Here is an 11,702-nt window from a genome sequence, read left to right as displayed (position 1 = left end):
ACGCGACGAAGCCGCCGGCTCCCGGAGGAGGCGGCGGCTTCGCGGCAGAGAGGGCGGGTGCTACTGGCTGACGTGCGCCGTCAGGAACCAGCGGTCTTTGTCGAGGCCGCGGGCGATCTCGATGGCGACGTCCTGGCTGGAGGCGTCGATCTCGCCGAGCTCGTCGATGGCGGTCTGCACGGAGGCGCGAGCCGAGTCGATCTGGGCGACGATGCCGGCGATGGTCGCGTCGATCTGCTGGAAGCCGGCCTTCAGGACGGGGTTCGTCGTGGTGGCGGCGACCGTCTCGAGGCGGCCGTCGACGGGGAGGCCGAGGGCGACGATGCGCTCCGCGGCGGTGTCGGCGTAGCCCTGCGCGTGCTCGACCACCTGGTCGAGGAGCTCGTGGACGGCGATGAAGCTGATGCCGCGGACGTGCCAGTGCGCCTGCTTGCCGTTGACGGCGAGGGCGGTGAGGTTGGTCACGATCGGGGTGAGGAACTGGGCGGTGGCGGCTGCGACGTCGGGGTCGACGGAGCTCTGGGTGATGGCGACTGTCTCGGACATGCGGGTGGTCCTTCCTCTGCGAAGCCCTGGTGGGCGACTCGATGCACCCAACGCTAGACGTCTCGGATAATTCCGCAAGCAAGCTGAGGCTGGGCTCACTGAGGTGAGGCTGGCCTCGCTCCTGTGCGGCAGGATCACGGGACCCGGCCGGGTGGGGATAACCCCCGGCGCGGTCCGGTCGGTGGCACCATGGGCCGCGGCGGCCGCTCCCGGCAGGCTGGACGCATGACCACCGAGACGAGTCCCATGGCCGACGAGAAGCGCTCCCTCTACGGGAGCCTCTGGCGGGCCTTCCCCCGCGACGTCGGCTACCTGGCGCTGACGGGCGTACTCGCGCTCGTCGCCGGCTCGCTGTACGGAACCGCAGGATCGATGGTGTCCGGGTTCGGCGACGCACTGGGGTCGCTCGTGCTCTTCGCGATCCTGGTGCTCGCCGCCCTGTATCTCGCGAAGCAGTTCGGCCGCCTCGAGATCCTGCGGCTCGGCTGGGCTCGGGAGCCCGCCCCGCGGCCCGTCGTCTGGCGGCGGCTGACGGCCACGAACCGCTTCGTGCGCCTGCTCGAGGTCGCGGCCGACCCGCACTACTGGCTCTACCTCCTCTACCTGGCCGTGGTGTTCCCGATCCTGGGCGGCTTCGTCGTCGGTCTGATCGGCTCGGTCGTCTTCGGCGGGATGGCGGGGATCGCCGTCGGGATCGTGCTGCTGGTCGCCCGAGCCGATCCGGGCTCCGACCTGTGGCGCGCCCTCACGCAGCAGCCCTGGTTCTTCGACAACCTCCGCCTCTTCGGCGCCGTCTCGGTCGTTCTCGGCCTCGCGCTCCTCGCCCTCCTGCCGCTCCTGACACGCGGCGGCGTCAAGCTCATGGGTGCTGTCGCACGGCCGCTCCTCGGCGGGTTCCGGTCGGAGCAGCTCCAGGCGGAGGTCGCCGGGCTCGAGGTCTCCCGGAGCGCCGCCGTCTCGGCCGAGGGCACGGCGCTCCGTCGGCTGGAGCGCGACATCCACGACGGCCCGCAGCAGCGGCTGATCCGCATCCAGATGGACCTCGCCGCGGCGTCCCGGGCCGTGGACACCGACGTGGTCCGCGGCAAGGCCCTGATCGAGGAGGCGATCCAGCAGTCCCGCGACGCCCTCGAGGAGCTGCGGGCGCTGTCGCGCGGGTTCGCTCCGCCCCTCCTCCTCGACCGGGGACTCGCCGCCGCCCTCGACGCCGTCGTCGACCGGTCGACCGTGGCCACCCGGTTCACCGACGAACTCCCCGAGGGGGTCCGGATCCCGGTCGAGATCGAGCGGAACGCGTACTTCATCGCCGCCGAGCTCCTCACCAACGTCGCCAAGCACTCGGGGGCCGGGCGCGCGGAGCTGATCCTGTCCGCGCCCGTTCTGGGCGGCAGCAGGGAGCTCGTCGTCGTCGTGACCGACGACGGCGCGGGCGGCGCGACCGTCAGCGACGGTCACGGCCTCGCCGGCATCGAGCAGCGGCTCACCGGGCTCGGCGGCACGCTCGAGCTGAGGAGTCCCGCGGGAGGACCGACGCACGTCGCGGTGCGCATCCCGGTGACCCCGCCGGCGGGCGAAGGCGGTGCCGAGGGGGAGCCGGACGGGGAGCGCGATCCTGCGGAGGTGCCCGAGGCGGATGCGGTGCCCGAGACAGCCCCGGAAGCCGCCGCGCCGACGCGCGACAGCGCGTCCTAGGCTCGACGCGTGACGACAGCGCCCCTCGAGCCGCGACCCGACCGCATGCGGGTGGTGGTCGCCGACGACTCCGTCCTCCTGCGCGAGGGGCTCGTGCGTCTGCTCGACGAGCTCGGCACCGAGGTCGTCGGCTCCTACGGCGACGCCGACTCGCTCCTCCGCGAGGCGCAGGAGGTGAGGCCCGACCTGGCCGTGCTCGACGTCCGCATGCCGCCGACGCACCGCGACGAGGGGGTGCGGGCGGCGATCGAGCTGCGGCGGATCCTGCCGGCCACGCGCATCCTGCTGCTCTCGCAGTACGTCGAGGTGGCGTACGCCCGCGAGCTCTTCAGCGCCGGCTCGGACGGCGTCGGGTACCTGCTGAAAGACCGGGTGACCTCGATCGACGAACTCGGGTCGGCGCTCTCGCGCATCCGCGACGGTGCGACCGTGCTCGACCCCGAGGTCGTCGCCGCACTCCTCGGCCGGCGGAGCGATCCGATCGCGGCTCTCACCCCGAGAGAGCGGGAGGTCCTCGCTCTGATGGCCGAGGGCCGCACGAACTCAGCCATCGGCCAGGCCCTCTTCATCGGCACCGGCGCCGTCGAGAAGAACGTGACGTCGATCTTCCAGAAGCTGGGGCTCGACGACTCGGGCAGCGACCACCGGAGGGTCCTGGCGGTGCTGGCGTTCCTGCAGAGCTGACCCGCGGGCCTCTCGGGCCCGCTCAGCCGGCGACGGGCGTCGACACCACGCGCAGGATCGCGGCCCGGTAGTTCTCGCCGAGGCGCTGGTACCCGGCCGTCACCGGGTGGATGCCGTCGACCGAGATGCCGGCGCGGTAGCGGAGGCCGTCGCGGGCGAAGCCCCACGGGTCGACGAAGTCCCACCCCTTCGTGGCGACGTAGCGGCGGAGCTGCTGCTCGTAGACGGCGGCGGCCCTCGGATCGCGGTCGTAGGGCGGGATCGCCCCGACGATGACGTGCTTCGCGTGGATCGTCGACACGATGCTGTCGTAGCTCGCCGCGGCCTCCGCGAACCCGATGTGGAGCCGCACGTCGTTGGTGCCCGCCATGAGCACCAGGACGTCGACGTCGGAGATCGGCCGGACGTGCGCGGCCTGCTCCTGCACGGTGGTCCCGCCCTTGGCCCACCCGCCGACATAGTCGACGCCGTCGCCCTTGGCGTAGCTGATCCAGGTGTCGGGCGTCAGCCCCCACGAGAGCATGCGGCCGCCGCCCGCGGTGAGCGAGTCGCCGACGACGGCGACCCGCACCGGGTCGGCCGGGGTGCCGAGCGCGCCCTGCGGCGCCGCCTGCTCGGTCGGCACGGCGACGTGCGTGTCCGCGACGGCCTCCGGCTCGGACCGGGGCGCCGCCGAGCATCCTGCGACGACGGCTAGGGAGGCGGCCAGGAGGCCGCCGACGAGAGCTCTGGTCACCGTTCGCACTGGAGAATTATGACGCGGATGAGCGGGCTCGACGCACCCCAGTCAGGGTGGTCGCTACTGTCGTCGCATGACCGAGACGCTTCACCGCTCCGCGTGACGAGTAGACGGACGGTGGAGCGGGCGGGAGTCTCGCTCTCGGTGACCGACCACGCAGGACCGGGTGCGCCCGTCGTGATCCTGCACGGCCTCGCGGGCAGCAGCCTCGAGATGGAGGAGACCGCGCGATCGCTCGCCCCGCGCCGAGTGCTGATACCGGACGCTCGAGGTCACGGGGCCAGCACCCGCCGCCCGGCGGACGTGTCGAGGCAGGCGCACGTCGACGATGTCGTGCACGTGATCGAGGCCCTCGCCGGAGAGCCGGTCACGCTGATCGGGCAGTCGATGGGCGGCCACACGGCGCTTCTCGTGGCCGCGGCGAGGCCCGATCTCGTCGAGCGCCTGATCCTGCTGGAGGCAGGCGCGGGGGGAGACGGCACGGCCGAGAGCAGGATCGCGATGCGCGCCTTCTTCGAGTCCTGGCCCAGGCCGTTCCGAGACCGCGCCGAAGCGCAGGCGTTCCTCGGAGACTCGGCGCTCGGGCGGGCGTGGGCCGCCGACCTCCGCGAGGAGAGCGGCGGACTGTGGCCGCGCTTCGATGTCGACGTGATGATCGAGACGATCGCGGCGGTGGACGAGAGGCCCGCGTGGGACGAGTGGGCCCGTGTCACGCCTCCCACCCTCGTCGTCTTCGCGGCCGACGGGATGTTCGACGACGCGGCGAGGCAGGCCCTGGCGGGTCGCCGCCCCGACGTCGTGCGTGTCGATCTCGCCGCGGGGAGTCACGACGCGCATCTGGACGCGTTCCCGCAGTGGTCGGAGGCCGTCCGGGCGTTCCTGGCGGACGACGGCCGGAGGTCTGCCTGACGGGGAGTCTCGCTGTGAGACCGAGGGAGGGGATGACGGGAATCGAACCCGCATCATCAGTTTGGAAGACTGAGGCTTTACCACTAAGCTACATCCCCGCAAAACGCGGCCCCTCGAGAGGCGCCACGCGGCTTGCGAGTAGCAAGCATAGGGCATTCTCCACGCCCATCAGGTTCGCGGCTCCGTTACGGGCTAGACTTCACGGGGCCGTTTCGCCCCGCCCTCAACGGGGACCATCGAGACAGCCGCCGCACAAGGCAGGTACGACCGGGGCGTAGCGTAGTGGCTAGCGCGTCCGTTTTGGGGGCGGAAGATCGCAGGTTCGAGTCCTGTCGCCCCGACTCGCCACGACAGCTCCAGCACGCAGCACAGCTCCAGCACGCACCACCGCTCCAGCACGCACCACAGGCAGCACACGACACAGGAGAATTACGACATTGGTCAAGACCACGGTTGAGCAGCTCAGCCCCACGCGCGTCAAGCTCAACATCGCGGTGAGCCCCGACGACCTCAAGCCCGGCATCACCCACGCCTACGGCCACATCGCCGAGCAGGTGTCGATCCCCGGCTTCCGCAAGGGCAAGGTGCCGCCGCCCATCATCGACCAGCGAGTCGGTCGCGAAGAGGTCCTCAACCACGCCGTCAACGAGAGCATGGACACCTTCTACCGCGCTGCGGTCGAAGAGGTCGAGCTCCGTCCCCTCGGTCGCCCCGAGGCCGACGTCGTCGAGTGGCCCGACGTCAAGGACTTCTCCGGCGACCTCCTGATCGCCGTCGAGGTCGACGTGCGTCCCGAGTTCGACCTGCCCGACTACGAGGGCCTCGCGCTCACCGTCGACTCCGTCGAGATCACCGACGAGGAGGTCGACGAGGAGCTCACCAACCTCCGCACCCGCTTCGGCACCCTCATCACCGTCGACCGCCCCGCCACGACCGGCGACTTCGCTCAGATCGACCTGATCGCCACGATCGACGACACCGAGGTCGACAACGCCAAGGGCATCTCCTACGAGATCGGCTCCGGCGACCTCATCGAGGGCATCGACGAAGCGCTCGACTCCCTCACGGCGGGCGAGTCCACCACGTTCGAGTCGAAGCTCCTGGGCGGCGACCGCGAGGGCGAGACCGCTCTCATCGCCGTCACCCTGACCGCCGTCAAGGAGCGTGAGCTCCCCGAGGCCGACGACGACTTCGCCCAGATCGCCAGCCAGTTCGACACTCTCGACGAGCTCAAGGCCGACCTCAAAGAGCAGCTGGGCCGCTCCAAGACCTTCACGCAGGGTGCTCAGGCCCGCGACCAGGTCGTCGAGAAGCTCCTCGAGGGCGTCGAGATCCCGATCCCCGAGAAGCTGGTCGAAGACGAGGTGCACCGTCACCTCGAGCAGGAGAACCGCCTCGAAGACGACGAGCACCGCGCCGAGGTCAAGGAGTCGAGCGAGTCCGCCTTCCGCAACCAGATCCTCCTCGACGCCATCGCCGAGAAGGAGCAGGTCAAGGTCGAGCAGGACGAACTGACCCAGTACCTCATCCAGGGCGCCGCGCAGTACGGCATGGAGCCCGGCGAGTTCATCAAGGTCCTCGACGAGAACGGCCAGATCCCGTCGATGGTCGGCGAGGTCGCCCGCTCCAAGGCTCTCGCCGTCGTGCTGTCGAAGGCCACGGTGAAAGACGACAAGGGCAACGACGTCGACCTGTCCGCCTTCACGGCGTCCGCGGGCGTCGGCGGCGACGACGCTGACGACCACGCCGGTCACGACCACGCCGGTCACGACCACGAGGGTCACGACCACGAGGGTCACGACCACGCGTAAGCGGCCGTAGAGACATCGAAGAGGGCAGGATCCGCGGATCCTGCCCTCTTCTGTCGTTTCGGGGCCCGCTCCCGTCACTCTGCCGTGGGCGAACAGCCCGGAAACCGTGCGTTGCACCCTCTAAGTTCGTACTCAAGCGACAACTGAATGGGAGCACCACATGGCCGACGTAACACTGCCCAACAGTGTTTTTGACCGACTTCTCAAAGACCGCATCATCTGGCTCGGTTCCGAGGTGCGAGACGACAACGCCAACGAGATCGCTGCGAAGCTTCTCCTGCTTGCCGCAGAAGACTCCGAGAAAGACATCTACCTCTACATCAACTCGCCCGGCGGCTCGATCACCGCGGGCATGGCCATCTACGACGCCATGGAGTTCGTGCCGAACGACATCGTGACCGTCGGCATCGGCATGGCCGCCTCGATGGGCCAGCTGCTCCTCACCGCCGGCACGAAGGGCAAGCGCTACATCACGCCCAACGCCCGGGTGCTCCTCCACCAGCCGCACGGCGGCTTCGGCGGCACCTCGTCCGACATCCAGACGCAGGCCCAGCTGATCCTGTCGATGAAGCAGCGCCTCGCCGAGATCACGGCCGCGCAGACCGGCAAGACGGTCGAGCAGGTCAACGAGGACGGCGACCGCGACCGCTGGTTCACCGCCGAGGAGGCCCTCGAGTACGGCTTCGTCGACCACATCCGGTCGTCTGCCTCCGACGTCATCGGTGGCGCCGGCACGGACCAGGAATAACTCCACCCCACCGACCCGCACTGACCAGAAGGAACAGAAAATGGAACTGCCAATGATGGGTGGAGCCCGCGCTTTCGAGACACCGGGCTCGCGCTACGTGCTCCCCTCGTTCGAAGAGCGCACCGCCTACGGCTACAAGCGCCAGGACCCCTACGCCAAGCTGTTCGAAGACCGCATCATCTTCATGGGTGTCCAGGTCGACGACGCCTCGGCCGACGACGTCATGGCCCAGCTGCTCGTGCTCGAGTCGATGGACCCCGACCGCGACATCACGCTCTACATCAACTCGCCCGGCGGCTCGTTCACGGCCATGACGGCGATCTACGACACGATGCAGTACATCCGCCCCGACATCCAGACGGTCTGCCTCGGTCAGGCCGCCTCGGCCGCCGCGGTCCTGCTCGCCGCCGGGACCCCCGGCAAGCGCCTCGCCCTGCCGAACGCCCGCGTCCTCATCCACCAGCCCTCCACGGGGGGCCAGGGTGGCGGCCAGGCGTCCGACATCGAGATCCAGGCCGCCGAGGTGCTCCGCATGCGCACCTGGCTCGAGGAGACGCTGTCGAAGCACTCGAACAAGTCGCCGGAGCAGGTCAACCGCGACATCGAGCGCGACAACATCCTGGGCGCCTCCGCCGCCCTCGAGTACGGCCTGATCGACCAGGTGCTCACCTCGCGCAAGAACCTGGCGCTCACCAAGTAGCACCCGCTCACCGCTGCACCTCGAAGCCCCGCGTCGTCCTCGGCGCGGGGCTTCGTCGCGCAGGATCACGGGGCCAAGCGCTCCCGGGGTCGGGTACGAACCACCGTCACGGCCCTCGCCCGGCGATTCCCGAGTCACGATGCTTCGACTGTCGGCGGTTCGGGTTAGGCTCGTTCAACCACGACCAACAGGTCACATCACGCCTTAGGAGGCCGAGCATGGCACGCATTGGTGAAAGTGCCGACCTGCTCAAGTGCTCGTTCTGCGGTAAGAGCCAGAAGCAGGTTCAGCAACTCATCGCCGGTCCGGGTGTCTACATCTGCGACGAGTGCGTCGAACTGTGCAACGAGATCATCGAGGAGCGCCTCGCCGAGGCCGGCGAAGAGCCCTCGAGCGAATTCGACCTCCCGAAGCCCCGCGAGATCTACGACTTCCTCGAGGAGTACGTGATCGGGCAGGCGCCCGCGAAGCGCGCCCTCTCCGTCGCCGTCTACAACCACTACAAGCGCATCCGCTCGCTCAACACTCTCGCGTCCGCCGACTCGCTCGGCGACGACATCGAGATCGCGAAGTCGAACATCCTGCTGATCGGTCCCACGGGCTGCGGCAAGACCTACCTCGCGCAAACCCTCGCGAAGCGGCTGAACGTCCCGTTCGCCGTGGCCGACGCGACAGCCCTCACCGAGGCGGGCTACGTCGGCGAAGACGTCGAGAACATCCTGCTCAAGCTCATCCAGGCCGCCGACTACGACGTCAAGCGGGCCGAGACGGGCATCATCTACATCGACGAGGTCGACAAGATCGCCCGCAAGGCCGAGAACCCCTCGATCACGCGCGACGTCTCGGGCGAGGGCGTGCAGCAGGCCCTCCTCAAGATCCTCGAGGGCACCGTAGCCTCCGTCCCGCCGCAGGGCGGCCGCAAGCACCCGCATCAGGAGTTCATCCAGATCGACACGACGAACGTCCTGTTCATCGTGGCCGGGGCCTTCGCGGGGCTCGAAGAGATCATCTCCTCCCGCGCCGGCAAGCGCGGCATCGGCTTCGGGGCGCCGCTCTACAACAAGGGCAACGACGCCAACCTCTTCAGCGAGGTGCTTCCCGAAGACCTGCACAAGTTCGGTCTGATCCCCGAGTTCATCGGCCGACTGCCCGTCGTCACGACGGTCACGCAGCTCGACCAGGAGGCTCTGATGGAGATCCTGACGAAGCCGAAGAACGCTCTCGTGCGCCAGTACCAGCGCATGTTCGAGCTCGACGGCGTCGAGCTGGAGTTCGAGCAGAACGCCCTCGAGGCCATCGCCGACCTCGCGGTCCTGCGTCAGACCGGTGCTCGCGGCCTCCGCGCCATCATGGAGGAGGTGCTCGGGCCGATCATGTTCGACGTCCCCTCCAACGACGAGGTCGGCCGTGTCGTCGTCACCAAGGCGTCGGTGCTCGAGAACGCCGCCCCCACGATCGTCCCGCGCTCCATCACGGAGCGCACCGAGAAGTCGGCGTGAGCAGCGGTCTCCGCTCAGCCACCCCAGACCCCCGCTAACCGCCCCGTTAGTCGGCGTGATCAGAAGGCCCCGCGTTCGCGCGGGGCCTTCGCTCGTGCCGGTCGGCGCGGCGCGTCGGCAGCGGCACGGCGCCGCGGCGCGGTGCCGCCGCCGACCTGCGGCGCCGACGGCGGGGGCGCGAGGAACCCCGCCGCCGTCAGACCAGCCGCCGCCGCACCAGCAGCGGCTCGACCACGGCGTCGCGGCCGCGGAAGTCGCGGTAGGCCTCCTGCGGATCCTTCGAGCCGCCGACTCCGAGCAGCCGCTCCCGGAACCTCGCCCCGCCGGCTCGGGTCAACCCGCCGTTCTCGCCGAACCACTCGACGGTGTCGGCGTCGAGCACCTCGCTCCAGATGTACGAGTAGTAGCCCGCGTCGTACCCGCCCGCGAAGGTGTGCGCGAAGTACGTGCTCGAGTAGCGGGTCGGTACGGCCGGGTTGTCGAGTCCGACGGCTGCGAGGGCCCGGGCCTCGAAGGCCGCCACGTCGTCGACGGAGCCCAGCTCGGACGCCTGCTCGAAGGTCAGCGAGTGCCAGGCCTGGTCGAGGAGGGCCGCGGCGAGGTACTCCGAGGTCTCGAAGCCCTGGTTGAAGCCCTCCGCGGCGAGGAGCTTGGCGACCAGCTCCTCGGGCATGCGGTCGCCGGTGACGTGATGGACGGCGTAGTTCTCGAGGACCTCGGGCCAGAGGATCCACATCTCGTTCACCTGGCTGGGGAACTCCACGAAGTCGCGGTCGACGTTGGTTCCCGAGAAGTGCGGGTAGCCGACGCGCGCGAGGAGGCCGTGGAGCGCGTGGCCGAACTCGTGGAAGAGAGTGGTGACCTCGTCGAGGGTGAGGAGGGTCGGCGATCCTGCGGGCGGTTTCGGCACGTTGAGGTTGTTCACGACGACGGGCAGCGGCTCGAGGAGGGCCGACTGCGAGACGAGCGGGTTCATCCAGGCACCGCCGCGCTTCGAGTCGCGGGTGTAGAGGTCGAGCAGATAGAGCCCGACTGGGCTGCCGTCGGCGTCGCCGACCTCGAAGACGCGGGCCTCCGGGTGGTAGGCGACGAGGTCGGGGCGCTCCGCGAAGGTCAGCCCGTAGAGGCCGGAGGCTGCGAAGAAGACGCCGTCGCGGAGCACGCGCTCGGCCTCGAAGTACGGGCGCATGGCGCTCGCGTCGAAGTCGTACGTCGCGCTCCGGACCTTCTCGGTGTAGAACGCCCAGTCGTGCGCCTCGATGCGGCCGGAGAAAGCGTGATCCTGCTCGGCGATCTCCTGCAGGGCCGCCTCTTCGACGCGGGCGTTCTCGGCGGCCGGGGGAGCGAGCCTCGCGAGGAGGTCGCGGACCGCCTCGGGCGACTTCGCGGTCTCGCCGGCGGTGACGTATGCCGCGTGCGTCTCGAAGCCGAGGAGGGCCGCCCGCTCGGCGCGGAGCTTCACGATGTCGAGCAGGATCTGCCGGTTGTCGTTCTCGCCGCCGCGGCTGCCGCGAGCTCTCGACGCGGCCATGATGCGTGCCCGGAGGTCGCGGTTCGTCAGCGACGCCAGCAGCGGGTGGCCGGTGAACAGGTAGAGGGTGATCAGGTAGCCGCTCTGCCCGCGCTCGGCGGCTGCGGCGGCGAGGGAGGCGATCGTGTCGTCGTCGAGGCCGTCGAGCTCGGCGGCGTCGTCGACCAGGACGGCGAGGTCGTTGGTGTCGGCGAGAAGGTTCTTCTCGAAGCGCGTCGTGAGGGTCGACAAGAGCGAGTTCAAGTCGCGGAGGCGTTCCTTGTCGTCGTCGCCGAGGCCGGCTCCCGCCCGGCTGAACTCGGAGTGGTAGCGCTCGACGAGGTAGACCTCCTCGGGGTCGAGGTGCGCCGTCGCCTCGGTGCCGAGCGTGTCGTAGACGGCCCGGATCCGGGCGAAGAGCAGAGGGTCGAGCCGGATCGCGTCGGCGTGGGCCGCGAACGCGGGTGCGAGCTCCAGCTCGAGGGCGTTCGTCTCATCGCTCGAGTCGCTCGACGACTTGTTGCCGAACACCGCCTCGACACGCGCGAGCAGGCGCCCGGACCTCTCGAGGGCGACGATCGTGTTCTCGAACGTCGGAGCCGCAGGATCGCCCGTGATCGCGCCGATCTCCGCGCGCTGCTCCGCGAACCCCGCCTCGAACCCCGGCCGGTAGTCGTCGTCGGTGATGTCGGCGAACGGCGGGAGGGAGAACGGCAGCGGGCTCGGCGCGGAGAACGGGTTCGTCATCGCGCCAGCCTATGCCTCGGCGTTCTGGTGGTGGAGAGGGCGGTCAAGCCGTCATCGGACGACATCGGTGGGTTCTCGCAGCGATGGGCGGGCCCCTTGCCGCAGTAGGCGCCGCCC

10 protein-coding genes and 2 tRNA genes are annotated in these 11,702 nt (G+C 69.7%); 8 read left to right on the top strand and 4 right to left on the bottom strand.

The window, feature by feature from the left end:
* Window positions 1-60: 60 nt before the first annotated feature.
* The gene (locus ABD733_RS12235) at window positions 61-546 is read right to left on the bottom strand and encodes a Dps family protein (protein ID WP_344796582.1); all 486 of its coding nucleotides are present in this window, start codon (window positions 544-546) and stop codon (window positions 61-63) included.
* A 225-nt stretch (window positions 547-771) separates the two neighbouring features.
* Between ABD733_RS12235 and ABD733_RS12230 the strand changes: the two genes are divergently transcribed.
* Window positions 772-2,238 carry a sensor histidine kinase gene (locus ABD733_RS12230; RefSeq protein ID WP_344796580.1) on the top strand — a complete coding sequence of 489 codons (1,467 nt, stop codon included), beginning with the start codon at window positions 772-774 and terminating at the stop codon, window positions 2,236-2,238.
* Window positions 2,239-2,283: 45 nt separating this feature from the next.
* Window positions 2,284-2,922: a response regulator transcription factor gene (locus ABD733_RS12225; RefSeq protein WP_344797031.1), complete on the top strand. Its 639-nt coding sequence runs from the start codon at window positions 2,284-2,286 to the stop codon at window positions 2,920-2,922.
* A 22-nt stretch (window positions 2,923-2,944) separates the two neighbouring features.
* On the opposite strand, the gene ABD733_RS12220 is transcribed toward ABD733_RS12225, so the two are convergent.
* Complete coding sequence (locus ABD733_RS12220; RefSeq protein WP_344796578.1) at window positions 2,945-3,658, bottom strand: GDSL-type esterase/lipase family protein; 714 nt, start codon at window positions 3,656-3,658, stop codon at window positions 2,945-2,947.
* 102 nt (window positions 3,659-3,760) lie between these two features.
* Here ABD733_RS12220 and ABD733_RS12215 point away from each other — a divergent pair, with 102 nt between their 5' ends.
* A complete protein-coding gene (locus ABD733_RS12215; protein ID WP_344796576.1) occupies window positions 3,761-4,570 on the top strand; it encodes an alpha/beta fold hydrolase in 810 nt (269 codons plus the stop codon).
* Between the two features lie 27 nt (window positions 4,571-4,597).
* On the opposite strand, the gene ABD733_RS12210 is transcribed toward ABD733_RS12215, so the two are convergent.
* Window positions 4,598-4,668: transfer RNA gene (locus tag ABD733_RS12210), tRNA-Gly, on the bottom strand.
* A 170-nt stretch (window positions 4,669-4,838) separates the two neighbouring features.
* Here ABD733_RS12210 and ABD733_RS12205 point away from each other — a divergent pair.
* From ABD733_RS12205 to clpX, 5 genes are all read left to right on the top strand, one after another.
* Window positions 4,839-4,911, top strand: a tRNA-Pro gene (locus ABD733_RS12205).
* 96 nt (window positions 4,912-5,007) lie between these two features.
* Entirely contained in the window at window positions 5,008-6,381 is a 1,374-nt protein-coding gene (gene tig, locus ABD733_RS12200; RefSeq protein WP_344796574.1) for a trigger factor, read from the top strand.
* A gap of 160 nt (window positions 6,382-6,541) precedes the next feature.
* On the top strand, window positions 6,542-7,129 hold the full coding sequence (locus tag ABD733_RS12195) for an ATP-dependent Clp protease proteolytic subunit (RefSeq protein WP_123506077.1): 588 nt from the start codon (window positions 6,542-6,544) through the stop codon (window positions 7,127-7,129).
* A 40-nt stretch (window positions 7,130-7,169) separates the two neighbouring features.
* Complete coding sequence (locus ABD733_RS12190; RefSeq protein ID WP_344796572.1) at window positions 7,170-7,829, top strand: ATP-dependent Clp protease proteolytic subunit; 660 nt, start codon at window positions 7,170-7,172, stop codon at window positions 7,827-7,829.
* Between the two features lie 218 nt (window positions 7,830-8,047).
* Window positions 8,048-9,328 carry an ATP-dependent Clp protease ATP-binding subunit ClpX gene (gene clpX, locus ABD733_RS12185; RefSeq protein ID WP_344796570.1) on the top strand — a complete coding sequence of 427 codons (1,281 nt, stop codon included), beginning with the start codon at window positions 8,048-8,050 and terminating at the stop codon, window positions 9,326-9,328.
* A 196-nt stretch (window positions 9,329-9,524) separates the two neighbouring features.
* Here clpX and ABD733_RS12180 read toward each other — a convergent pair whose 3' ends face one another.
* On the bottom strand, window positions 9,525-11,585 hold the full coding sequence (locus ABD733_RS12180; protein ID WP_344796568.1) for a M3 family metallopeptidase: 2,061 nt from the start codon (window positions 11,583-11,585) through the stop codon (window positions 9,525-9,527).
* Window positions 11,586-11,702 lie beyond the last annotated feature (117 nt).

Origin of the sequence: Frondihabitans peucedani, assembly GCF_039537585.1 — a bacterium.
Classification (GTDB): domain Bacteria; phylum Actinomycetota; class Actinomycetes; order Actinomycetales; family Microbacteriaceae; genus Frondihabitans; species Frondihabitans peucedani.
The sequence above is the reverse complement of the archived record's forward strand: the minus strand, read 5'-3'. Positions and strand labels throughout refer to the sequence as shown.